Raw genomic sequence first — 22,821 nt, forward strand, 5'->3', positions numbered from 1 at the left:
GAGGCTGCTAACGCAAGCGCCTTCTCTTGAAGAGTACAGTTATTATATTTGTATGATGAATAGGATAGTTCTAATCGATATATATGTAAATATATAACGAGATGTGATTGGTAAATTTACTGCAACAAAAAAGCCGACGGTAATGACAACCGTCGGCTTTAGGTAAATGATAACTAACGAATTATTTGGTTGCTGCTTTGATGATATCAAGCGCTTTGGTGAACTGATCCTGCGGAATTGTCAGCGGGTAAAGGAAACGAATAACGTTGCCATACTGACCGCAGGTCAGCAGCAGCAATCCTTGCTCAAGGGCTTTCTTCTGTACGCGTTGCGCGGCGGCGGCGTTGGGCTCTCCTGTTGCTGCATCGCAGAATTCAGCGGCGATCATTGAGCCTAATCCACGCACTTCGGCCAGTTCAGGACACCCTGCTTGTGCATCTGTCAGAGTGGCGCGCAGCTGTTCGCCGAGAGCCGCCGCACGCTGGCATAGCTGCTCATCACGAATGATATCCAGCACCGCATGGGCTGCCGCGATCGACAGCGGGTTTCCGGCGTAGGTTCCACCCAGACCACCTGGCGCAGGCGCATCCATTATTTCGGCTTTGCCCACGACGCCTGACAGCGGCATGCCGCCTGCAAGGCTTTTCGCCATCGTCATCAGGTCCGCTTTATCGGCGTAATGATCCATCGCAAACAGCTGGCCCGTACGGGCAAACCCGCTTTGTACTTCATCGGCGATCATCACGATGCCATGCTCGTCGCAAATACGGCGGATGGCAGCCACAAACTCTGGCGGTGCCACCACAAAGCCCCCTTCGCCCTGGACAGGTTCGAAGATAATCGCCGCAACCTGGGTTGGATCGATATCGGCTTTAAACAGGCGCTCAATCGCTTTTAGGGAATCCGCCGTGGAAATGCCCTGCAATTCAGAAGGATACGGTGCATGGTAAACAGAGCCAGGGAACGGACCGAAACCTTTTTTATAGGGCGCCACCTTGCCGGTTAACGCCATCGTCATGTAAGTCCGCCCATGAAAACCACCGCCAAAAGCGATAACGCCAGGACGGCCGGTATGCGCGCGCGCAATTTTCACCGCGTTTTCTACCGCTTCAGCCCCGGTAGTGAAGAATGTGGTTTTACGCTTGCCGTCGATTGGCGCTACGGCGTTGATTTTCTCAGCCAAAGACACATAGCTTTCGTACGGGACAATCTGATAAGCCGTATGGGTAAAAGCCTGAAGTTGCGCTTCGACTGCCTGCACCAGGCGAGGATGGCGGTGTCCGGTGTTCAGCACGGCAATCCCGGCGGCAAAATCGATGTACTGATTGCCTTCGATGTCGGTAATCGTGCTGTTTTCTGCCGACTGGGCATAAAAATCACACATCACACCCACGCCACGCGGGGTGGCATCCAGACGACGTTGTTGCAGGTTTTTATTGTTCATTCTTACACCTTGTCCATTAATACATTTCGGTTGAATTACCCTTTAAATTTAGACGCCGTCTGGTACTTTAATCGAGAGCCAAATCGTTTTATTTTAAGGATCCAAATGCGTTCACTTGCCGGAGATGTGATCAAGCATGCATTTAATCAGCAGACTGACGAGAAACTGCATCGGCGCCTGTATGCCGCCATTTGTAGTTGCATCCTCGAAGGAAGCCTGAAACCGGCTACCCGAATGCCTCCGTCACGTGACCTGGCAGGAGAACTCGCGCTATCGCGCAATACCGTCCTGCGGGTTTACGAACAGTTGCAAGCTGAAGGGTATATTTCCGCGCGCACCAGCAGCGGCACATTTGTCACCGACAGCGTGCTGGATAATTTCGACCTGCGCGCCAACAAGGAGCCAGCCTCCCCCCCCCAGGAAGATCACACCCGTTTATCCGCCCGCTGCCTTGAGCTGTTAGGAAATGCCAGCGCTAGTCCCCGTCAGTGGGGCGCGTTTATTCCAGGCGTGCCTGATGTAGAGCATTTCCCGCACCGGGTGCTCAAGAAAATTCAGGACCGGCTGGCAAGACGACTGCGCCCGGAGTTTCTCACTTACGATGCCACAGGCGGCGTGAACGAGCTAAAAGAAGCCCTGGCAGACTATCTGCGCACCGCTCGCGGCGTACGGTGCTCACCGGAGCAAATTCTGATTACTGAAGGCATTCACCAGGCGCTGGATCTGGTGACCCGGACTTTATGCAACCCGGGTGATCATGCCTGGATTGAGGAGCCGGGCTACTGGGGAATCAAAAATATTCTGCGCATCAATGCGGTAAATTTTTCGGCTATCCCGGTTGATGAGCAAGGCATGGTCCCGCCGGATGCAGGCGAAACACCGCCAAAACTTATTTTTGTGACACCGTCACATCAATACCCACTCGGTTCGGTAATGAGTCTGAGCCGCCGCCGGCAACTTCTCTTTCGCGCACGCGAAACGCGAAGCTGGATAGTAGAAGATGATTACGACAGTGAGTTCCGCTTTTCCGGCCAGCCGATTCCCTCTTTGCAGGGCCTGGAGGAAGAGACACCGGTCATCTACATCGGGACATTCAGTAAGACACTCTATCCCGCACTGCGACTCGGATATGTCGTGCTACCTAAATCGTTAGCCGCTCCGCTGAAAAAGGTTCATAACGACCTCTATCGTGGTGGGCATTTGCTGATTCAGGCCGCGCTGGCAGAGTTTATTCGCGAGGGTTATTACGCGGCACACATTCGGAAAATGCGCCAGTTATACAGTCGTCGACGCCAGATGCTGGTAGAGCTTATCAGCCGCCAACTTGGTGAACATTATCTTGGTTCTTTCAGCAGCAACGCCGGGCTGCATATGATCTTACAGTTACCCGCCGGGAGCGATGACGCGGTCATTGCCCAACAGGCGAATGCGCAAGAGTTGTTGGTGCGCCCGCTGTCACGCTACTACGTGAATGAAGAGAAGCGCAGCGGTCTGCTGCTGGGGTTTGCCAGCATTGAAGAGCATGAAATGACGGCGGCGTTTACCCGACTCGCGGATATTATCAGGGCAAACGCCGTGTAAGCACTGCCGGATGACGGTGCAAGCACCTTATCCGGCATACTGTTTAATGTGACGCTTTTTTAACCCCAGCCAGATCCTCCTGGCTTACTTCGCCATTCCCTTCCCCCCAACTTTTACGCACGTAATTAATCACGTCGCGCATTTCGTTGTCGCTTAAGATGCCACCGTAAGCAGGCATCTTAAAGGAGACGTTGCCACGTGTTGTCGGCGTTTCTGCGCCGTGGGCAATGACTCTGAACAGCGGCGTCGGGTCATCAACCATCACCAGTGGATTGTTGACCAGTGAAGGAGCGTTATCATCCGTACCTTTCCCTTCCAGACCGTGACAGGTTGAGCAATAGCGGTTATAGGTCACTTTGCCCGCCTCAGGTGAATTCGACCAGGACGCTGTAGTCGCAGCAGCACGTTCCGTTTCAGGCTTCGCGCTTTTCAGACTCAACAGGTATTGGGCGATCGCCGTGGCATCTTCGTCGGTCAGATACTGTGTACTCTGCGTGACGACTTCAGCCATCGAACCTGAAACCGCGGCATGCTTGCTTTTACCGGTCAGCAACAGCGATTTCAACTCCTGCTCAGACATACCGGTGCCCCGCAGCGAAGGGGCATACCAGCCGTCGATCATCGCGCCGCTCAGGTATTCGGCATCAGCATTGGTATACGCTTTTTCGTTCATCGCCATGCCTCTCGGGGTATGGCACGAGCCGCAGTGTCCTGGACCTTCCACCAGATAAGCGCCCCGTTTTACCAGGGCAGCATTGTCATCCGTTTTCGCAGTTTCTACTGTCGCCGCTGGCGCATCGGTAAACAGCCAGTTCCAGATATGCAGCGGCCAGCGGGCGGAGAGTAGCCACGGAATGGCATTCTCTTTATTGGGTTGCGCAGACGGCGTGACATCATGCATAAAATAGCGATACAGCGCCTGAACATCCTCGTCAGAAAGTTTTGCGTAAGAGGGATAAGGCATGGCCGGATAGAGCGGATGACCATCTTTGGCAATCCCCTGCCGTACGGCCTTTTCAAAATCCTCGTAAGAATAGTTACCAATACCCTGCGTCTTGTCTGGGGTAATGTTGGTCGAATAAATATCCCCCACCGGAGTAGGAAACTTTTTGCCCCCCGCCATCGCCGCACCACCTTCAGCGGTATGACAGGCGACACAGTCTGAAATTCGCGCGATGTATTCACCGTTAGATTCAGCAGCGGAAACCGAAGCGGTAAATAAACAGGCGGCGAGAATGGTTACGTTACGCATAGATCACCCCATATCCTTGAGTTCATTAACCGCACGCCATGCCTGATCGATTGCCGTATGGGCATAAGCACTCCAGTCAGAATCGGAGTTAGCGATGGCAATACGACCGACTGGCTGACGCGCCCGCTCGATGATTTCTGGCATTTTATCCATATCATCGAACAGCGAGTTGGCGTAGTACGCATAGCCATGCGCCCAGCGGTTAACGGTAATGGCGGAGATATCGCGTTGATTATCAAATCCGGTTGAGCCAAACATCTCCTGCAACTGGGAGCGAATCATCTCCTCATGCGCCGCAAAGGTGGTCCCCAGCAGATAGGCTCGTCCCAGACGGAACTGCTCTCTGGCCGAGAGGTTACTGCCCGGATAGGTCGGCACATAGACCATATGAATGACCATCGGATCGTCCGGCGAGGCCGGATGTTGATACCCACCAATACTGACCGGATAGTCGAGCTTAACCCGGCTGTAAGGTGCCGCCGGAGAGTAAAATTCATGCACGCCAAGCTGTTTGAACGCCTGCCAGTTTTTGACCACCACGTTGGTGTACACCAGTGGTGCTTTCACGTTCAGTTTAAGATCCGCCTGCTGCTGTTCTGGCATCTCAGGCACCAGATACGGGATCATCATGTTATAACCCGCCATGATGGTGTTCTTACCGCGCACACGGTGCATTTTACCGTCACGCAGATAGGTCACCGCCACGCCATCCTGTACGTTGGCCGCATTAATCACCGTGCTGTTCAGGCGCAGGCGCGTGGTGTTTTCCGGCAGATCCAGCTTTTCGTAATGCAGTCTGGCGAGGACAGAGTCTTCCATAGTGTTGCCCGGTAGCGCATCCGGCAGCATATACCTGACTAACAGTCGCGCTAACCCGGCGTTACCGTCCGGGAAGTGGTAAACATACGGCTCCTCGAGGTCAGCCAGCGACTCACCGTCCAACGGCGGTAACCCCATCCCTTCCATGCCGGGTAAGGCGCACGCACGGGCATCGCTGCAGGAGATGCCTTCAATACCGATGGCAAAGAAGTCGTTGGAACGCTGCTGGAAATAGAGCAGCGCCATTTTGCTCAAACCCACTTTTGTTGCTAAAAATTCACTGTAGCTGTGGGTATCCAGCCATTCCATTTTCTCATCGACCGTCATCCCCGGAAGGTAATCGCCAGGGTGGACATGCAGGTCGATCAGCGCTTTTCTGTCGTTCTCACTTAGCGGGAAATCATTGATAAAGTCTTCAATTTTACGCCCATTGAGCCTGTCCGGCGGAATATCATCAGATACCGCGCGGCCCGGATCGCCGCTGACGATTTTTGTTTCGCCAAAATTCTTCTTGTCGAAGAAAACGCCGCGACTGAGCTGCCAGTCGGGGTAGAAGTTTACGTCAAAACTCTCTTTTAACCGCGTGACGCTGACGCCCACGGTTTCCATCAGCTTTTGTACTTCAGGGCTGAAATTATGCGCGGGTGACTGGAATGCTTCGCTGCCACCATAACCGAGTAATTTCTTGCCTGAGCTGGTAAATTCATTACGTTTGGCGTGTCCACCAAAGTCGTCATGGTTATCGAGGATCAGGATCCGGCTATTTTGCCCGGCAACTTGACGCCAAAAACAACCGGCAGCTAACCCGCTAATCCCGCCTCCCACAATCACCAGATCGTACTCTTCCTCAACGGGCAGCGCGTTTAGATCAAAATGCTTATGCTCGCGGCCTAGCGCATGCGCCATTTCAAACGATCCAGGATGATTGCCCCGCAGCCCCGTCAGTGCAGGAGGATAATAATTTCCATCTATAAATGCGTTTCCCTTTCCTGCCGCCCTGACCCACTCCAGCGGGGTAAGTCCCGCCGCAATAGTCACCACGACGCCGTTGAGAAAATCACGTCTGGTAATTGCCATTAACTTTTTTCCTTATTGCTACACACTGCCTTTAATACGACACAAATAAGAGAGATACCCCTTCTTATTTATAAAGGGGTACAGCCAACTACTTCACTGGCTTTAACTCTTCATCCAGTTTTTTAGAATCATAATAATCACCCTGCCAGGTGATTTTTCCTGCTTTAACATGAATATAGCTGACGCCTTCAAATTTGATCGGATTATTTGTCGGCGGACTCCCTGCCCATTCACCACTATTTTTGCCTGAAAATTCCCAACGAAAGGCCACGGTATCTTCGTCGTAGACGGGTTTTCCAATCATTTTCCAGCTAAGATCTGGAACCGCCTTAATAAAAGCGCCGATAACCTCTTTTTCTGCTTTTTCCCTGCCGTTTATCGGTTCTCCCGCGGCGGCATCATAATAGACCGCATCATCAGCAAGAAATTGAGCGGCTCGCGAAGCATCATGCGCATTCCACGCCGCCATATACGCTTTCACAGTATTCAGCGATGTGGTTTCTGCCAGGCTATAGCCCGAGAGCATCACTAATGAAAGCACCGCAATTTTTACTGTTTTCATCGTAATCCTCTCTATTCAGAAATGTCACACATGATATGTTTCACCCGAGTATATTCTTCGAGTGAATAGGATGAGAGATCCTTGCCATAACCCGATTTTTTGAACCCGCCGTGCGGCATTTCGGCGCACAGCGGAATGTGATTGTTAATCCACACTGTGCCAAAATCGAGGTCAATGCTGAAGCGCTGTGCGCGACCATGGTTACTGGTCCAGACGCTGGCGGCAAGACCATACTCCACATCATTCGCTTTGTGTAGTGCCTCTTCGTCAGTAGAAAACGACTGAATCGTCATTACCGGGCCAAATACTTCATGCTGAATAGCTTCATCATTTTGATGCAATCCGGAGACGATCGTCGGCTCAAAATAGAAGCCAGGCCCCGGCCCGGCGCGCCCACCGGTTTCAATTTTTGCATGTGCCGGTAAACGTGCCATAAAGCCTTTCACCTGCTCCAGCTGGTTTCTGCTATTCAATGCGCCATACAGGGCACTCTGGTCCTCTGGCGGCCCAAATTTGATGCTTTTTGTTTTCTGGATCAGTTTTTCCAGAAACTCTGCGTAGATAGATTGTTCTACCAGGATCCGCGTAGCCGCTGTGCAATCCTGCCCGGCATTGAAAAATCCTGCCGTGGTAATCGTCGCGATCGCCTTGTCCATATCCGCATCGGCGAACACGACTGCGGGCGCTTTCCCGCCCAATTCCAGATGTGCTTTAGTCAGATTCGCCGCTGCTGAAGCCGCAACCTGCAGACCCGCGCGGACCGAGCCGGTAATCGAAACCAGTGAGGCCTTCGGGTTTGAAACCACCAGCGAACCGGTTCTGGCTTTGCCCAACACAACGTTAAACGCCCCTCTTGGGAACAACGGTGCGGCCAATTCAGCCAACAGCAGCGTACTGACTGGCGTGGTGTCGCTTGGCTTTAACACCACCGTGTTGCCTGCCGCCAGCGCTGGAGCAATCTTCCACACCGCCATCATGAACGGGTAGTTCCACGGCGTGACTTGTCCAACGATACCCAGCGGTTCACGACGGATGGTCGAAGTAAACCCGGCGGAATATTCTCCGGCCGCCTTCCCTTCAAGACAGCGCGCCGCACCGGCAAAAAAACGGATAGCATCACAGGATGCCGCAATCTCTTCTTTCTCAATAAAATGACGAAGCTGACCGGTTTCCTGACTCTGCGCGGCTACCAACCGCTCGACGTTGCGTTCAATCTCATCAGCCAGCAGCAATAACGCTTTTTGCCGCTGTGCCGGCGTCGATTTTCTCCAGATGCTAAACGCCGCCTCCGCTGCTGAGTAAGCTTGCTCCACCTCCGCCTCGTTAGCGTTGGGAGAAATTGCGTACGTTTCACCGTCAACCGGACTCACCAGTTCGAAGCTATCTTCGCTGCTGCCTGCTACAAATTGCCCATTAATAAAATGCTTCAGGGTTTTCATGCTTGTCTCCTGCTAAATAATACATAAAGAATCTTATGTAATATATATATTGTAAAAATTTTTCAAATGCGCAACATTGACACTATGATAAGCCTCGCATTTTTAACTTAATTTTCACATTTGCAGGATAAGGCTTTTATTGCCAGCTGACGCGTTATGCCCAGCTCATCATGAGGTTATCGGGACACACATCCGCTTGTGCCGTTACGTTACGCCCAGGCATGTAAAATAACTCGGCCATTCTTACCTTCCTTGCCCGACGGGCATGTGTTAAAAATGGTCGTTGTTTCAGGGAATTGAGTACAGAAAAGATTATGATTACTCACGCGGTCATATTTGCGCCTATCGGGCAGGTCAGTCGTTCAGACCAGATAGTCCAACGCCTTTCAAATGCCATTATCACGGGGTTGCTGGAGCCAAAAGAACAGCTCCCCAACGAAACTGATTTGGCAAAGATGATGGGTGTCTCACATATCACTATCAGGGAAGCGCTAAACACGCTTCGGGCTAATAATCTTATCCATACGGTTCGTGGTCGTAATGGCGGGAGCTTCGTTTGCGAAAATATCGATAGCAAAAATAGCGCCCTGCATCCGTTCAAGGCGATCAGTACGGATTATCTGTCCGATCTGGGTGAAATGCATTGCGCCATTATTAGCCATAGCGCGAGGCTGGCTTCCCGGCGAATGACCGGTGCGGATATCGCCAAATTTCGCGAGTTTGTCGAGGTGCTCAGAAAGGCAAACTCACCTGAGCTGATGACCCAGGCCGATATGCGTTGCCTGCTGGCGATAGCTGCCAGTTCGCATTCCGCGCGGCTGGCCAATCAGGAACTGCAGGTGCAGGCGGAATGGGCATCGCTGGTGGCGATACTTTATCGCGCAGACAGTATTCATGCGGAAATTATCGCGCTTTATTCGGCGCTGGCCGATGCGCTGGCGGCTCACAACGAGGCGGAAGCTGTGCAGCTTGCCACGCGGATCATCGACACGTTTACCTATTATCTTATTGAAAAAAAGCTGAAATATAACGCGAACTAACAATCAGTGAAGGCAGGACAGACAATGAGCTCTTCGACATCCTTAAGCGCATTAATCCGTAAAATTGATGACATTACTGTTTCTACCGTAGATTCTACCGTTGCGCTGGCGAGGAGCATCCATGAGGCGATTTCAGGGGTACAAAAAGCCTCAGCCGAGGTCGTTCTCGACCCCTCAGTAAGATCTACCGTTCAACAGCACATTAAGCGCACGCTCAATAACAACCATTACTGCTCAGGGGCGGGATTCGCCAGCCATATTGAAAGCACCGCAACCACAAAAGAGTACTGGTTGCTGGAGTGGTGGTATAAGAAAGATAATGGTTTGAGCCAGGCGCATCTGGATTTGGATCAAGCCACGCAACAACGACTGGATTTCAGAACCTTTGAGTGGTTTAAACATTCTCCTCCGGCTGGCAAAGCCTATATCCACGGTCCCTACGTCGACTATATTTGCAATATCTCCTATACCCTAACGTCAGCCGTCCCGGTCTACTACAACGACCAGTTTCTCGGCGTTGCCGCGGTCGATCTGCTGGTTAGTCAAATAGAAGCCGAACTGCTTTCCTGTGCCCACCCTGACTATGTGATTCTGACCAATCTGGAAAACAGGATCATTTTCTCCAGTTGGCCACGCTTTCGCGTGGGTGAATTGCTGTCACCGGCAAACAGCACCGTGGTGTATCAAAGCGACTACTTTATCCTTTATCACTATCAAAACTAAGGGCCCGAAGGCCCTGAGTTTTTAGTTATCCTGCCCCATATTGAGCTTATTGGCGTACGCAATGGCGTCGTTTTCCGGCGCCGCTGAACGACCAAACGGACGGGTCAGGAACATATAGATAAGCCCCGAGCCAACAACAATCGCCAGGCCGAACAGGACCGTCCAACGGTCAATGAAGTCGCTGCTGTCTGCCGGTTGCGCCAGTAACCAGATCCCGCACAATCCGTAAGCTAACGCCAGCACATTCACGATCACGCCCCAACCGCCAATGGTCCACTCCCCCGCCGGTTTCCAGCCTTTCAGGCGCTGACGCAGCGCGGCAAGCACAACCATCTGGAACGAGATGTAAATCCCGATAACAGCAAACGCGGTGATACGCGACAGGTTATCTGGCTGAAAATAAACCCAAATGCAGATGATCACTGGCAGCAGGCAACTGACGACCATGGCATTATCCGGAACACCATTTTTAGAAATTTTGGCCATCCATTCACTTCCCGGCAGCATTCTGTCGCGGGAGAAAGAAAAGATAAGACGGCTTAACGCAGCCTGCAGAGACAAAATGCACGACAACATGGCGATAATCGCGACGACGATAAAGACAGTCGCACCAGTTTCACCCAGAGCTTCATTAAGGATTGCCGGGATCGGATCGGACGTTTTGCCGTTCACGATACTGACCAGATTCGGTGAAGCCAGCAGATAACCCATAACAGAAATAATGGCGGAAATCGCGCCGAATACGATGCTTAAAATCATCGCCACCGGGATCTTTTTGCTCGCATTCTGCACCTCTTCCGCAACGTTACCGCAGGCCTCAAAGCCAAAGAACATAAACAGTCCCATCAGCGCGGCGGACATAAATGCGGTGGAATAGCTGCCGTCGTGCGCCAGCACCCCCATCGAGTCAAAAATCACAGAGAACGGCTGCGAACGATGGAAAATCAGCAGATAAATCCCCAGCGCAATTACGCTGACAATTTCACACCAGAAACCAATTTTCGCCACCCGAGCCAGATTTTTAGTCCCGGACATATTAACGGCCATCATCAACAGCAGCAGCAGGACAGAAGTCACCAACATCGTGGCCGGCGTCTGACCATAGTGGAAGAGTGATTCAACAAACGTTGATGTATATTCCGCGATCGACGTAATGGTGACCACCAGCGCCCACAGATAGATCCAGGCGGCGATCCACGCATACTTCTTGCCCCACAACCTTCTGGCCCAGGGGTAAAGCCCGCCGGTTATCGGATACTGGGAAGCGACCTCACCAAACACCAACGCCACCAAAAGTTGCCCGCATGCGACGATTAAAATCCACCATACTGCGGGCGGCCCCGCCAGCGTTACGGCCAGCGCAAACAGCGAATAGACGGCGGTAAGCGGCGACAGGTAGGTAAAACCCAACGCAAAGTTGGAAATAAGACCGATCGAGCGATTGAACTGTTCTTTGCCATCTTTTTGAAAATTATCGTTTTTCTTATCAGGTGTCTGTTCCATATAGCTTTCTCTTTTGTGGAATAGTCGCAGGGTTGAACAATTAATGTATAAAAGATATTAAGTTATATGTATAGTGATTTTGTCGCAGATTTGTTAAAAATGATCGCGCATCACATTGCTACAAAATCGGGTGGTTACGAGACAATAGAAACAAATAATTAACAATTTGATTTGATGTGAGTGGCGGTGAAGACACAGAAATGATGCTTTAAGACATAGTACAGTTGCGCCGGATCAAGATGTTCGATCCGGCGCATAGCATACGGTTAAAACGCTTTGCTCATACCTCTATTCGTCTTGCTCAGGCCGACAAATTGAACTGTGAAATGAAACTATCGATGTGGTTTACATCATCATTCGTTAATGACCAACCTGGCTTTCGGCAATAATCATCAGCGATAATCCCGCGACGTTGTAATATTGTCTTTTCAACCTGGATAATATACTCACAGTGCTGCATCCAGCGCTGAATGTATGGTAATAACGCCTCATGTAATTGCACCGCCTGTTGATGTTCCCCTGCCAGCCAGTGACGATAAATTCGCACATAAATTTCGCTAAACGAGCAGCCAGGCATTACACCTTTGCCCCCTACCTCCAGCATCTGAAGCATATACAAACCGGCATAACCGTTGAGCACATGAGCCTCTGGTGCGTACTGTAGAAACTCACGGGTGTACTCCACTGGCGGATTGCATTCAATCTTAAACACTGCATGTGGATAGCGTTTAGCCATCTCAGCAAGTTGAGCGGCGGTGACCGGAAATCCGGTTTCTCCCGGCGCGTACTGCACCATTACAGGTATGGTCACAGCCTCCAGCACCGCCGCGATATGCGCCTGTACGCTGGCAAGCGACGGTTGAAGGAAGAATGGCGGAAGCAGCATCAGTGCGTCGGCCCCCATACTCTGATACCGCCGCGCACGGCGAACAGCCAGATCGGTGCTGTGATCGGTGACCGACAGCGCACGAAATACACTTTTATTCGCTAATTCAGCAATAAAAATTTCTGCCAACTGCAGTCGTTCGCTGTCGTCGAGCTTTGGAAACTCACTGGCAATACCAAACAGCGTCAGTCCGTTGACACCCACGTTCGAAAGGTGGGCCAGCAGACGGCGAAAACTCATAAAATCGACTTCACCCTGTGGCGTAAACGGCATCGCTACAATGGGATTAACGCCTTGAATCTTTGTAACCGTTGTCATGACAAATCCTCTCTGTCTGCCAGTACCGCGCCTTGCGCCGCCGGTAGCGCCCAACGACGATAAAGTCGCAAGAATCCACGAGGTACCTCTTTATGCACCAGATGACAGCCTTTTTGACGCTCATCCAGCACAGTGTCCGCCACATTCAACGTTAATGTGCGCTGCGGAATATCAATACTGATTGAGTCCCCCGTTTCCACCAATGCCAGTACCCCGCCGTCGCTGGCTTCTGGAGAGATATGTCCCACGAACAACCCGCGGTTCGAACCGGAAAAACGCCCATCGGTGATCAACGCACAGGAGTCAGAAAGATTCATTCCTTCAAGGAATTTCATCGGTTTGTACATCTCCGGCATACCCGGTCCGCCCTTTGGTCCTTCATAGCGCAGAACCAATACGCTACCCGGCTGAATATCACCGGAGAGAATTGACTCAACGGCCTCATCTTCGCTGTTAAACACCACCGCAGGCCCGGTAAAGACCATTAAATGATCCGGAACTGCAGCGGGTTTCACTACACAGCCCATCGGTGACAGGTTGCCGTGTAGCACAGCCACCCCCGACTCATTACGTACCGGAATGGCCAGAGTATGGATAACTTCTGGGCGTCGGGTGGAGGGAACATCCATTAGCCATTCCCCTTTTTTCTGTCCATTAACCGTCAGGCAATTGAGATCCAGTAAATTGGCGATCTCTTTTTCAACTGCCGCAACGCCCCCGGCTTCCCAAAAATCGATCATATCGTATTCCGATGCCGGATAGAGCGAAGCAACCAGGGGCACCTGGTGACTCAGCGCATCAAATTCAGCCAGCGGCAGGTGACCCAGCTCGGCTTCATAATAAATGGCCTGTAAATGTAGAATGGCGTTGGTGGATCCGCCCGTCGCCAACAGATAGGTCATCGCATTGCGGATGGATTCGCGTGTAATAATTTGTCGTGCATTCACCCCGCGCCTTACCAGATCCACCGCGGTCATTCCTGTCGCAAAGGCGCAATCGCGGCGTTCGCGTGAAATCGCGGGCAGCATACTACTCCCTGGCAGGCTCATGCCCAGCACTTCCGCAATACAGCACATCGTATTAGCAGTACCGTACATGGTGCAGGAGCCGTGCCCCGGTTCGGCAATATCTTCAATATGACGGAACTCGGCCTCATCAATTTCACCGCGACGTTTCCAGCCAATCGCCTCGGTGACGATATTGCCATCCCAGTGTTTACCTTTGTATTCAGCAGGATACATTGGCCCGCCGTTCACCAGAATCGCCGGGATATCAAGGCGCGCAGCAGCCATCAGCATAGCGGGGACAATTTTGTCGCACGATCCCAGCAACACCATGCCATCGAAGCGGTGGGCCCGCATCATTACTTCGATCGAACTGGCGATGATTTCGCGTGCCGCCAGAATATAGCGCATTCCCAGGTGTCCTTCGGCAATGCCGTCGCAAGGGGCAATGGTGCCAAACACCATCCCCACCCCGCCTGCTTCATCAATACCTTTTAAGACATGCGCGGTCAGTTCATTCAAATTGGCGTGCCCTGCCGTCGCATTGGTATAACTATTCACTACAGCAATCACGGGACGGCGCAACTGCTCGTCCGTATGACCCATCGATTTATACAAGGCGCGCTTTAAAGCACCGTCATCACCACTGAGGATCGGGTTAAAGTGTTCGCCACCGCAACCTGCGCACCCGCTGCCACAACTGCTCATATATGACCTCTTTTCGTTAATACGTTGTTTTCTGCCGGTTTCGTGGCTTGACGATCGCGAGGATTAATCAATCGTGCCGGAATGAGGAAAATAAGCGGTGCGCAAAGCACCAGAAATCCCGCCAGAATATACAGTCCGCTGCTGGTGCTGCCGGTAGTGTCTTTCAGCCAGCCAAGAACGGTTGGGCCAAAGAAGCCAGCCAGATTGCCAATAGAGTTCACTAACGCGATACCTGCCGCCGCTGCCGTACCGGAAAGCAATGTACCAGGCAGGCTTATATAGGTGGGAATGAGCGATAACGTGCCGGACATTGCTACGCAAATCCATGCCATCATCCAGAACGTGGAGCCTTCATTTAGCGCGCTGAACGTCAGACCAATGGCCCCGACTATCGCCGGAATTGCTATGTGCCAGCGGCGTTCTTGTTTCAGATCGGAGTGATGGCTATTCCACAACATGCAGGCCGCACCGAAGATATAGGGCACCGCTGCCAGCAGACCGATAGCAAAATCATCCTGTACGCCAGAGCTTTTGATAATCGACGGAAGCCAGAAATTAATACCGTAATAGCCAATGTTGAAACTGAAGAAAATCAGCGCCAGTAGCCAGACGAAGCGATTACGGAACATGGCGGACAAACTATGCTGCGGCATTCCTGCGTTAGCGGCGACTTTATCAAGCTGATCTTTTTGTAGATCTTGCTCAATCAACGCTTTTTCATCATCAGATAACCACTTCGCCGATTTCACGTCGTTATCGAGATAACGCAGCACCACGAAGGCCAACAGGAATGAAGGGATTGCCTCTACCAGGAATAACCACTGCCAGTTATGCAGATGGCCGACACCTTCAAACATTTTCAGGATCAGTCCTGAGAGCGGACTACCGATAATAGTGGATAACGGCGTCACCAGAATAAACAGCCCGAGTGTGCGCGCCGAACGCCATGAGGGAAACCACAGGGTTAAATAGTAAACAATACCTGGGAAGAAACCGGCCTCTGCTACACCAAGCAAAAAACGCACTACGTAAAACTGTGTTGGCGTGGTAACGAACATCGTCAGTGCCGACAACACGGCCCAACTGGCCATGATGCGCGCAATCCAGAAACGAGGACCAAAACGCTGCATCAACAAGTTGCTCGGTACTTCAAAAATAAAATAACCGATAAAAAAGATACCTGCGCCAATTCCATACACTGTATCGCTAAGATTAAGCGCATCCTGCATGTGGAGTTTGGCGAAGCCCACGTTTACACGATCGAGATATGCGAAAAAATAACACAGGATTAAAAACGGGATCAGCCGTCGGGTCACTTTACGATAAACCGCATTTTTATTTTCAATATCGAGGGTACGCGTATTCATCTTTCAGCCTCTTAAGTTGTTATTGGCGCTGCGCTCTGCGATTAACCTGTTGCCATGCCTGAGCATAGGCCAACGCGTTATGCCGAACCTGTTCGCACTCTGTGCCCGCGCGGTATAAACCGCCGCCACAGCCAAAACCTTTCGCTCCCGCCTCGCACCATCTTTGTAGTTGTTGCGCCTCGGCAGAAACACCACCGACCGGCATGCAAACTACGTGAGGCGGTAATACCACGCACATAGCCCGCAGTATGTCCGGGGAGATCATTTCCGCAGGATAAAATTTCAGACCGCTGGCCCCAGCGTCCAGGGCAGTAAACGCTTCGCTCGGCGTGGCGACGCCCGGTAAACTGATAGCCCCTCGATCTCTGCTGCGGCGGATCACCGAGGGATTCATATTTGGCGAGATAATTACCTGCCCGCCCGCATCGACGACGCTATCAACCTGCTCTGTCGTCAGTACCGTACCCGCTCCGACGATAGCACGCATGCCGACGCGTTCACGTAGCAGCGAAATAGAATCCAACGCGCGCGGTGAATTTAGCGGTACTTCCAGCCAGGTAAAGCCCGCCTCCAGCAATACATCACCAATTTCTGCAGCTTCCCCAGGCCTCAGACCGCGTAAAATCGCGATCATCGGAAGCGGCGTTTTATGCCACATCGTGGCAAAGTCAAAACTATCCATAGCGTTTCTCTGTTAGACGTTGTTGAAGAGACTGCATTCCGGCGATAAAACAGCGATCGCCATCGACGCAGCGTGTCTGAATACCAAATGCGTTGGCAGCCATCTGATAGCGGCGAGTTAATGCCGCACTACCCACCAGCCAGACAGGACTGATGTTGTCAGTGGAAAACTCCAATCCGATCAGTAAACCGGAAAGATAGTCACTGACTGATTCAGCAGATAATTCACCCGATAGACGCAACGTTCGGGCAGAAAAAAGGAGTTGGCTTAGCGCCGCGTGGCGTCGGGATACTTCCACCCCGAGTAAAAATGCGCTGTCATCAGCCGCCGCATCAGGAAGACCACGACCAAGCAGCGAGTGCGAAATCAGCACCTGAAAAAGCTCGCCGGTCATATAAGTCGAAAAATCAACGATCTGTCTCTGCTGCATCCGGGCGTGTTTACTGTGTGTGCCGGGTAGAATCGCCTGGAAATTATCGATGTCTTCGAGTAAAGACAGTCCCAGTAGCTGAACCTCTTCACCGCGCATTACATCAGGCATGTCACCACGGGGGAATTTACGCAATCCAGGAAAAATCCATGCTTTGCTGCCCCAAGAAGTCGTGAAACTTTTACTGTGCGCAAGCAAGCTATCGGCACAGGAGGGTAACGAACAATAGTCAACTTCATACCAACCCTGCTGCGAACCCACCATCCCGGCCATTGCAACCATTGGCGTTCCTTCAGCAATCCACTCACCAAGTAACATTTTTAACGTCGCATCAAACTGCCCAGGCTCGACATGGAGAAGGCCGTAGCTGGCATTGCGTTTGTCCAGCACATCATCCCCTGCCATTAGCCATGCGCGGAAATTCGACGTTCCCCAGTCGATTGCGATCCACTCCCTTTTCATCTTGTAACCTCAACCATCAAATCTTGTATGACAAGAATGTAGTTAATTTTGCCAGAGCGATCTGTGAGCGCGATCGTGAAGTGAAATAAAACGTTTTGTTTCACTATCTGAAAGGACAAGAATTGTTGTTTTGTATTCGTAACGTTTTGTTTTGTGCGTACAATGAGGAATTCTCAAATTTTCAAGGCAGACTATGACGACCTCCCTGGCCACCATCTCTGAAACGATCACCCGCGATCTGGCGATGAAAATCATCCGCGGAACCCTGAGCGATGGGGAGATGCTCCCCGGCGAAAATGAGCTTGCCGTGCAATATTCGGCATCTCGGACCTCTGTACGAAACGCGCTGCATGTCCTGTCAGCAAAAGGTTTGCTGTCCATCCAGGCTAAGCGGCGCAGTACGGTCAATCCGCGCGAACTCTGGAGTTTTTTGGATACGGACGTGCTGGGCTGGATGGAGGAAGTGGGTATTTCACCTGATGTCGCCGAGCAACTGGTGGTCACGCGCCTGATGTTTGAGCCTAACGCCGCCTTTCTGGCCGCCGCCAACGCGACAGCCCGCGATTTGGCTGCCATTGAAGAAGCCTGGACCCTGATGTTACGCGGACAGCAGCAGGATCAGATTGCGCTATTCGAGGAAGGCGATCTCGCCTTTCACACTGCACTACTCAAGTCCTGTCATAACCCATTTTTGATGTCGATTGGCAACGCACTTTCAGCTGCGATGATGCTGTCGTTTAAACAGACGCAGGAGTCATCAGTGCGGGAAACAGAACACGCCGTTGAGCAGCATCGCCTGTTACTGGAAGCAATACGCCTACGCCAGGGCGTTACGGCGCGTGAATGCATGCGCGATATTATACTTAGCGCGGCAAACCGCCATTTGTGGGCCACGCTGCCGGAAAAATATACGCAACTGATTTAAGGACGATGCTAAGTAGCAAGAATCGCTGCTGTTAAGCAACATTTTTGCAATATAATAACGTGATGTTAAACGCTGAACCTGAGCAGGTGTATGATGGAAATTGATCTCGATAATCTGGTCTTTGATGGACTGGAAGAAGCGCAAGAGCGTAACGCTGAACGTCTGGAAGATGCAGACAAGAAAGCGCAGGAAATTATTGCTGATAGTGACTGCGGCGACGCCTGCAAAATCTGATTTCCAAACCGGCGCAATGCCGGTTTTTTATTGCCTGTTTAACCCACCCGCTTCAGCCCGTATACCGTAAGGCCTCAATCAGTTGGGCAAAGGCGGCGGTATGCTGTTTGCGACTGGGATAGTACATATAATAGCCAGGAAACGGTTCACACCAGTCCTCCAGCACTTTTTCCAACGCCCCCTCTGCTACAGCCTGTTCGACGGTGTCTTCCGGCACAAATGCCAACCCCATTCCGGCCATCGCTGCGCTAATTCGCGGGGGGAGGTTGTTAAAAATAAGCTGCCCTTCAACCCGCACGCGCAAATCTTGTCCGTCTTTAGCAAACTCCCAGGCGTATAACCCGCCCAACGTTGGCATACGCATATTAATACAGCTGTGATTTTGCAGGTCGTGTGGGGTATGCGGTTTACCATGGCGAGCAAAATAAGCCGGTGACCCCACCACTACCATGCGCCAGTCCGGGCCAATTCTGACGGCGACCATGTCTTTTGCCACCTGCTCGCCGAGCCGAATACCTGCGTCATAGCGGCCAGTCACAATATCCGTCAGGCTATTGTCGATGGTCATTTCCACATTCACATCAGGGTAAGCCTGCAAAAACGGCTCCAGCGCGGGCCAGACGGTAGATTGCAATGCGTGTTCGCCCAGCGTCAGGCGGATGTTACCGGCCACACGCTGACGGACATCGGTTAATGCCAGCAGCTCAGTTTCAATGTCATCAAAACGCGGGCTGATACTGTTGATAAGCCGTTCTCCGGCTTCGGTCGGCGCAACGCTGCGCGTGGTGCGGGTCAGAAGCCGTACATCCAGCCGCTCTTCAAGCCCGCGAATCGCATGGCTTAGCGCGGATTGAGAAACCCCAAGCTTTGCCGCTGCCCGGGTAAAACTACGCTCGCGGGCAACGATAATGAGATAATAGAGATCGTTAAAATTATCACGCAGCATGCTTATCCCCAATCCAAACCTGTTGTGACATATGGTACAGGTCTGGAGGGGATTCCAGTAGCCTTTCTGGACATTAGCCCAGCTAAGTCTTATTCAAGCGAGCCCTCACACAAAAACAAAATGCAAATTATTGCCAGGCTTATGCACTATTTTACCTTTCACTCATGCATTATTTTCACCCGTTATTAACACATCCTTCACTAATAACATTTTGTATATAGATAAGAATTTTTTCTTATTTTGTCTCAACCGTAAGTTATGGGAGCGTAAAAAGCACAAACCAAAAACTACAGGGATTTCATACAATGATGGCAACGAAAACGTACCGCGCTAAAAAAACACTGCTGGCATTCGGCGTGCTGCTGGCCTCAGGACTTACCGTCTCGCAGGCTCAGGCTGACCAACTGGCCGATATCAAAGCCGCAGGCGTCGTAAAAGTCGCGACATTTGACGCGAATCCTCCGTTTGGCTCCGTCGATGCCCAAACCCATAAGATTGTCGGCTACGACGTTGATTTTGCCGAAGCGCTGGCCAAATCCCTTGGTGTAAAACTGGAACTGGTCGCGACCAATCCGGCAAACCGCATTCCGTTATTACAATCCGGTAAAGCCGATTTAATCGTCGCGGATATCACGATTACACCCGAACGGGCGCAGGTAATAGATTTCTCCGTCCCCTATTTTGTTACCGGCCAGCAGTTCCTTGTGCCGGCAAAATCTCCGGACAAGCTTGATGAATACAGCAAGGCACGCATCGGCGCGGTAAAAGGCACTACTGGTGAACAGGCACTGCATCAGCGCTTCCCGCAGTCGCGCGTGTTGGCCTACGACGACATCCCGCTGGCGTTAACCGCGCTACGCAACGGCAATGTTCAGGCCATTACCCAGGACAGTACGATTCTGGCCGGTTTATTAGGTGCTGCGCCGGATAAAGCAGATTTCAAAATTCTGCCGGATCTGCTGAGCAAAGAAGAGATCGGCGTGGGGGTGAAAAAAGGTGAGCCAGCGTTGTTAAAAGCCGTCAATGATGAGCTTTTGAAGCTGGAATCTACCGGGCAGGCGGCCAAAATTTATGATGTCTGGTTTGGTCCTGAAACCAAAAATCCGCAACCCCGCGCCTTTAAAATAGAAGCCAAGTAATATGCTCTCAGCCCTTTTTCATCGTTCCGCAGCTTCGGCTGCGGATTTTACCCATTTGCGCCAGGCGAGCGTCGAACTGCGCAATGTGATTAAACAGTATGACGCTCATTCCGTCCTTAACGGCGTTAGTCTGGCGGTTGAAGCCGGTGAAGTGGTGACCATTCTGGGGCCTTCCGGCTCAGGAAAATCCACTCTTATACGTCTTATCAACCAGCTTGAGTCGCTCAGCGGTGGCGAAATCTTCATTGATGGTAAACCGATTAGCCAGTTGCGCGGGGCGGCGTTACGCCAGCTACGTAGCCGTATCGGTTTCGTATTTCAGCAATTCAATCTCTATTCGCACCTGACTGCGCAGCAGAACATCGCACTGGCGCTGGAATATGTTCACGGCTGGAACAAGACGGAAGCGGATCGTCGGGCACTCGAGTTGCTGGAAAAAGTAGGACTGGCGGAAAAAGCCAACGCCTATGCCGCGCAGTTGTCCGGTGGGCAGCAGCAGCGCGTGGCCATCGCCCGCGCACTGGCTTCATCACCGCAAATTATTCTGTTTGATGAACCCACCTCCGCGCTGGATCCGGAAATGATCGGCGAAGTATTACAGGTGATGAAAAACCTGGCCCACAGCGGTATCACCATGATCGTCGTGACCCACGAAATGCATTTCGCCCGCGAGATTGCCGATCGGGTGGTTTTCATCGATGGTGGCGATATTCTTGAAGTCGCCCCGCCGGAGGATTTTTTCGTCCGACCACAGCACCCAAGAACCCAGCGTTTCCTGAAAAAAGTGCTAGACCCGTTACACCAGGAGTCATCATCATAATGCATGCAATGGACTGGCAGGGAGTGCTGAGCGGGCAACCCCTGCAATGGATAATTTCTGGTTTTCTTACCACGCTCTGGGTAACGCTGGCAGGTATCGTGCTCGCCACGCTCATTGCCATCTCACTGCTTGGCCTGCGCCTGACGGGCAATCGTCTCGCTAAATCGATAGTCGGGGTGTGGGTCTCGATGTTTCGCAACACACCTTTACTGGTGCAACTGATGTTCTGGTATTTTGCCGCCTGGAACTGGCTCCCCCGTGACGTCATTAGCTTTATCAATGCCGATCATCCATGGTCAATTCTGCCGGGTGATGTCTGGTGGTTAACACCGGAGTTTATCTGTTCAGCATGGGGACTGGGCGTATTTACCTCAGCATTTTTGGTTGAGGAGATCGCCTCTGGTTTACAGGCGGTTTCTGCCGGACAACGCGAGGCTGCCGTGGCGCAGGGGTTTTCATCCTGGGCAATATTTCGTCACATTCTGCTGCCTCAGGGACTGGCAAACGCCTGGCAACCCATTGTTGGGCAATATCTCAACCTGATGAAGCTTTCTTCGCTTGCCAGCGGCATTGGATTTGCTGAGCTCACCTACCAGGTACGGCAAATTGAGAGCTACAACGCGCACGCGCTGGAAGCCTTTGCCGTTGGCACCGTGCTCTATCTGTTTACCGGTATCGTTCTGGGTATGCTGCTTACGCGTCTTGGCCCGCAGCCTGCGTCGGGTAAATCGTCAAAGATAAGAATGCGCATCTTCAGCGTCAGGAGCATACTGCATGATCGCTAATATTTCGGTCATTACCGACAATCTTGACTATCTCCTGTGGGGACGTGTAGCTGAGGGGCAACCCGGCGGCGTCCTGCTCACCTTGCTGATGGCTATCGGTGCGGCTTTGCTGGCGCTGCCTGGCGGGATCGTTCTTGCCTGCTGCGCCTGGCGATTTCCAGGCGCGGTTCGCAACGGGTTGTTTATCTGGGCGGAATTTATTCGCGGCATTCCGCTTATCTTTGTGATTTTTTGGATGTGGTATTTGCTACCCATGCTGACCGGAAGCGATCTGCCCGGTGCCGTTACCGTGACGCTGGCGCTGGCATGGTTCACCGCCGCTTCGGTGATGCACTCGGTGTATGCTGGAATTAGCGCACTGCCTGGTGGGCAATATGAAGCGGCAGTCGTTCAGGGTTTTCGCCCGGATCAGGCCCTGTGGCTTATCTTGCTGCCGCAGGTGCTGCGTAACGTACTGCCGTCGCTGACAGGGATTTTTATTGGGCTGCTGAAGGACACGTCGCTGGCGTTTATCGTTAACGTGCCGGAACTCACGACAGTTGCCGGTCAGGTTAACAGCCGGGTGCAAATTTACCCTGCAGCCATTTTTATCTTTACCGGGCTGGTCTATTACCTGCTGTGCTTTAGCCTTGAAAAAATCACCCAACGCCGATTCGCACTAAAATGACTTCTCGG

At 52.0% G+C, this 22,821-nt stretch carries 21 protein-coding genes; 9 read left to right on the forward strand and 12 right to left on the reverse strand.

Features of this window, described 5'->3' with window-relative positions:
* Window positions 1-181 precede the first annotated feature (181 nt).
* Complete coding sequence (gene puuE / locus OGY83_RS05835) at window positions 182-1,444, reverse strand: 4-aminobutyrate transaminase (protein WP_079937767.1); 1,263 nt, start codon at window positions 1,442-1,444, stop codon at window positions 182-184.
* A 105-nt stretch (window positions 1,445-1,549) separates the two neighbouring features.
* On the opposite strand from puuE, the gene pdxR reads away from it, so the two are divergent.
* Entirely contained in the window at window positions 1,550-3,025 is a 1,476-nt protein-coding gene (gene pdxR / locus OGY83_RS05840; protein ID WP_286635453.1) for a MocR-like pyridoxine biosynthesis transcription factor PdxR, read from the forward strand.
* A gap of 43 nt (window positions 3,026-3,068) precedes the next feature.
* Here the strand turns inward: pdxR and OGY83_RS05845 are convergent, their stop codons facing one another.
* From OGY83_RS05845 to OGY83_RS05860, 4 genes are all read right to left on the reverse strand, one after another.
* On the reverse strand, window positions 3,069-4,277 hold the full coding sequence (locus OGY83_RS05845; RefSeq protein WP_123267082.1) for a c-type cytochrome: 1,209 nt from the start codon (window positions 4,275-4,277) through the stop codon (window positions 3,069-3,071).
* Between the two features lie 3 nt (window positions 4,278-4,280).
* Window positions 4,281-6,173, reverse strand: coding sequence for an NAD(P)-binding protein (locus tag OGY83_RS05850; RefSeq protein ID WP_286635454.1), 1,893 nt, complete (start codon window positions 6,171-6,173; stop codon window positions 4,281-4,283).
* An 88-nt stretch (window positions 6,174-6,261) separates the two neighbouring features.
* The gene (locus tag OGY83_RS05855; protein ID WP_191227368.1) at window positions 6,262-6,735 is read right to left on the reverse strand and encodes an ester cyclase; all 474 of its coding nucleotides are present in this window, start codon (window positions 6,733-6,735) and stop codon (window positions 6,262-6,264) included.
* Between the two features lie 11 nt (window positions 6,736-6,746).
* The gene (locus OGY83_RS05860; RefSeq protein WP_286635455.1) at window positions 6,747-8,174 is read right to left on the reverse strand and encodes a gamma-aminobutyraldehyde dehydrogenase; all 1,428 of its coding nucleotides are present in this window, start codon (window positions 8,172-8,174) and stop codon (window positions 6,747-6,749) included.
* A gap of 314 nt (window positions 8,175-8,488) precedes the next feature.
* On the opposite strand from OGY83_RS05860, the gene OGY83_RS05865 reads away from it, so the two are divergent.
* On the forward strand, window positions 8,489-9,214 hold the full coding sequence (locus tag OGY83_RS05865; protein ID WP_079937761.1) for a FadR/GntR family transcriptional regulator: 726 nt from the start codon (window positions 8,489-8,491) through the stop codon (window positions 9,212-9,214).
* Window positions 9,215-9,238: 24 nt separating this feature from the next.
* On the forward strand, window positions 9,239-9,937 hold the full coding sequence (locus OGY83_RS05870; RefSeq protein ID WP_003832700.1) for a cache domain-containing protein: 699 nt from the start codon (window positions 9,239-9,241) through the stop codon (window positions 9,935-9,937).
* A gap of 21 nt (window positions 9,938-9,958) precedes the next feature.
* Here OGY83_RS05870 and OGY83_RS05875 read toward each other — a convergent pair whose 3' ends face one another.
* The 6 genes from OGY83_RS05875 to OGY83_RS05900 form a co-directional block, all read right to left on the reverse strand.
* Window positions 9,959-11,440, reverse strand: a complete 1,482-nt coding sequence (locus OGY83_RS05875) for an APC family permease (RefSeq protein WP_079937760.1) — start codon at window positions 11,438-11,440, stop codon at window positions 9,959-9,961.
* A 301-nt stretch (window positions 11,441-11,741) separates the two neighbouring features.
* Window positions 11,742-12,644 (reverse strand): dihydrodipicolinate synthase family protein, encoded by a 903-nt coding sequence (locus tag OGY83_RS05880; protein ID WP_286635456.1) that lies wholly within the window; start codon window positions 12,642-12,644, stop codon window positions 11,742-11,744.
* On the reverse strand, window positions 12,641-14,356 hold the full coding sequence (gene ilvD / locus OGY83_RS05885; RefSeq protein WP_123267075.1) for a dihydroxy-acid dehydratase: 1,716 nt from the start codon (window positions 14,354-14,356) through the stop codon (window positions 12,641-12,643). Before ilvD ends, OGY83_RS05880 begins: the two co-directional genes overlap by 4 nt.
* Window positions 14,353-15,723, reverse strand: a complete 1,371-nt coding sequence (locus OGY83_RS05890) for an MFS transporter (protein WP_286635457.1) — start codon at window positions 15,721-15,723, stop codon at window positions 14,353-14,355. The genes ilvD and OGY83_RS05890 overlap by 4 nt, the downstream gene beginning before the upstream one ends.
* 19 nt (window positions 15,724-15,742) lie before the next feature.
* Entirely contained in the window at window positions 15,743-16,405 is a 663-nt protein-coding gene (locus OGY83_RS05895; RefSeq protein WP_079937757.1) for a 2-dehydro-3-deoxy-6-phosphogalactonate aldolase, read from the reverse strand.
* On the reverse strand, window positions 16,398-17,297 hold the full coding sequence (locus tag OGY83_RS05900; protein WP_286635458.1) for a 2-dehydro-3-deoxygalactonokinase: 900 nt from the start codon (window positions 17,295-17,297) through the stop codon (window positions 16,398-16,400). The genes OGY83_RS05895 and OGY83_RS05900 overlap by 8 nt, the downstream gene beginning before the upstream one ends.
* Window positions 17,298-17,490: 193 nt before the next feature.
* Here OGY83_RS05900 and OGY83_RS05905 point away from each other — a divergent pair, with 193 nt between their 5' ends.
* Both OGY83_RS05905 and OGY83_RS05910 read left to right on the forward strand, forming a co-directional pair.
* The gene (locus OGY83_RS05905) at window positions 17,491-18,222 is read left to right on the forward strand and encodes a FadR/GntR family transcriptional regulator (protein ID WP_048226681.1); all 732 of its coding nucleotides are present in this window, start codon (window positions 17,491-17,493) and stop codon (window positions 18,220-18,222) included.
* A 93-nt stretch (window positions 18,223-18,315) separates the two neighbouring features.
* Complete coding sequence (locus OGY83_RS05910; protein ID WP_286635908.1) at window positions 18,316-18,456, forward strand: hypothetical protein; 141 nt, start codon at window positions 18,316-18,318, stop codon at window positions 18,454-18,456.
* 52 nt (window positions 18,457-18,508) lie between these two features.
* On the opposite strand, the gene OGY83_RS05915 is transcribed toward OGY83_RS05910, so the two are convergent.
* A complete protein-coding gene (locus OGY83_RS05915; RefSeq protein ID WP_126318274.1) occupies window positions 18,509-19,402 on the reverse strand; it encodes a LysR family transcriptional regulator in 894 nt (297 codons plus the stop codon).
* A 305-nt stretch (window positions 19,403-19,707) separates the two neighbouring features.
* Between OGY83_RS05915 and OGY83_RS05920 the strand changes: the two genes are divergently transcribed.
* Genes OGY83_RS05920 through OGY83_RS05935 form a run of 4 tightly spaced genes read left to right on the forward strand, consistent with a single transcriptional unit; the run spans window position 19,708 to window position 22,813 of the window.
* Entirely contained in the window at window positions 19,708-20,541 is an 834-nt protein-coding gene (locus OGY83_RS05920) for an ABC transporter substrate-binding protein (RefSeq protein WP_286635459.1), read from the forward strand.
* A 1-nt stretch (window position 20,542) separates the two neighbouring features.
* The gene (locus OGY83_RS05925) at window positions 20,543-21,361 is read left to right on the forward strand and encodes an amino acid ABC transporter ATP-binding protein (RefSeq protein WP_191212810.1); all 819 of its coding nucleotides are present in this window, start codon (window positions 20,543-20,545) and stop codon (window positions 21,359-21,361) included.
* The gene (locus tag OGY83_RS05930; protein ID WP_286635460.1) at window positions 21,361-22,146 is read left to right on the forward strand and encodes an amino acid ABC transporter permease; all 786 of its coding nucleotides are present in this window, start codon (window positions 21,361-21,363) and stop codon (window positions 22,144-22,146) included. The genes OGY83_RS05925 and OGY83_RS05930 overlap by 1 nt, the downstream gene beginning before the upstream one ends.
* On the forward strand, window positions 22,136-22,813 hold the full coding sequence (locus OGY83_RS05935; RefSeq protein ID WP_003029326.1) for an amino acid ABC transporter permease: 678 nt from the start codon (window positions 22,136-22,138) through the stop codon (window positions 22,811-22,813). The genes OGY83_RS05930 and OGY83_RS05935 overlap by 11 nt, the downstream gene beginning before the upstream one ends.
* Window positions 22,814-22,821 lie beyond the last annotated feature (8 nt).

Origin of the sequence: Citrobacter sp. Cpo090 (assembly GCF_030332665.1) — a bacterium.
GTDB classification, from domain to species: domain Bacteria; phylum Pseudomonadota; class Gammaproteobacteria; order Enterobacterales; family Enterobacteriaceae; genus Citrobacter; species Citrobacter portucalensis.

Excerpts from the sequence above, each read along its gene's own strand:
- puuE (WP_079937767.1), bottom strand. The coding sequence starts at position 1,444 with ATGAACAATAAAAACCTGCAACAACGTCGTCTGGATGCCACCCCGCGT.
- OGY83_RS05905 (WP_048226681.1), top strand. The coding sequence starts at position 17,491 with ATGACGACCTCCCTGGCCACCATCTCTGAAACGATCACCCGCGATCTG.
- OGY83_RS05925 (WP_191212810.1), top strand. The coding sequence starts at position 20,543 with ATGCTCTCAGCCCTTTTTCATCGTTCCGCAGCTTCGGCTGCGGATTTT.
- pdxR (WP_286635453.1), top strand. The coding sequence starts at position 1,550 with ATGCGTTCACTTGCCGGAGATGTGATCAAGCATGCATTTAATCAGCAG.
- OGY83_RS05880 (WP_286635456.1), bottom strand. The coding sequence starts at position 12,644 with ATGACAACGGTTACAAAGATTCAAGGCGTTAATCCCATTGTAGCGATG.
- OGY83_RS05870 (WP_003832700.1), top strand. The coding sequence starts at position 9,239 with ATGAGCTCTTCGACATCCTTAAGCGCATTAATCCGTAAAATTGATGAC.
- OGY83_RS05875 (WP_079937760.1), bottom strand. The coding sequence starts at position 11,440 with ATGGAACAGACACCTGATAAGAAAAACGATAATTTTCAAAAAGATGGC.
- OGY83_RS05865 (WP_079937761.1), top strand. The coding sequence starts at position 8,489 with ATGATTACTCACGCGGTCATATTTGCGCCTATCGGGCAGGTCAGTCGT.
- OGY83_RS05935 (WP_003029326.1), top strand. The coding sequence starts at position 22,136 with ATGATCGCTAATATTTCGGTCATTACCGACAATCTTGACTATCTCCTG.
- OGY83_RS05915 (WP_126318274.1), bottom strand. The coding sequence starts at position 19,402 with ATGCTGCGTGATAATTTTAACGATCTCTATTATCTCATTATCGTTGCC.
- OGY83_RS05860 (WP_286635455.1), bottom strand. The coding sequence starts at position 8,174 with ATGAAAACCCTGAAGCATTTTATTAATGGGCAATTTGTAGCAGGCAGC.
- OGY83_RS05895 (WP_079937757.1), bottom strand. The coding sequence starts at position 16,405 with ATGGATAGTTTTGACTTTGCCACGATGTGGCATAAAACGCCGCTTCCG.
- OGY83_RS05920 (WP_286635459.1), top strand. The coding sequence starts at position 19,708 with ATGATGGCAACGAAAACGTACCGCGCTAAAAAAACACTGCTGGCATTC.
- OGY83_RS05855 (WP_191227368.1), bottom strand. The coding sequence starts at position 6,735 with ATGAAAACAGTAAAAATTGCGGTGCTTTCATTAGTGATGCTCTCGGGC.
- OGY83_RS05930 (WP_286635460.1), top strand. The coding sequence starts at position 21,361 with ATGCATGCAATGGACTGGCAGGGAGTGCTGAGCGGGCAACCCCTGCAA.
- OGY83_RS05910 (WP_286635908.1), top strand. The coding sequence starts at position 18,316 with ATGGAAATTGATCTCGATAATCTGGTCTTTGATGGACTGGAAGAAGCG.
- ilvD (WP_123267075.1), bottom strand. The coding sequence starts at position 14,356 with ATGAGCAGTTGTGGCAGCGGGTGCGCAGGTTGCGGTGGCGAACACTTT.
- OGY83_RS05890 (WP_286635457.1), bottom strand. The coding sequence starts at position 15,723 with ATGAATACGCGTACCCTCGATATTGAAAATAAAAATGCGGTTTATCGT.
- OGY83_RS05900 (WP_286635458.1), bottom strand. The coding sequence starts at position 17,297 with ATGAAAAGGGAGTGGATCGCAATCGACTGGGGAACGTCGAATTTCCGC.
- OGY83_RS05845 (WP_123267082.1), bottom strand. The coding sequence starts at position 4,277 with ATGCGTAACGTAACCATTCTCGCCGCCTGTTTATTTACCGCTTCGGTT.
- OGY83_RS05850 (WP_286635454.1), bottom strand. The coding sequence starts at position 6,173 with ATGGCAATTACCAGACGTGATTTTCTCAACGGCGTCGTGGTGACTATT.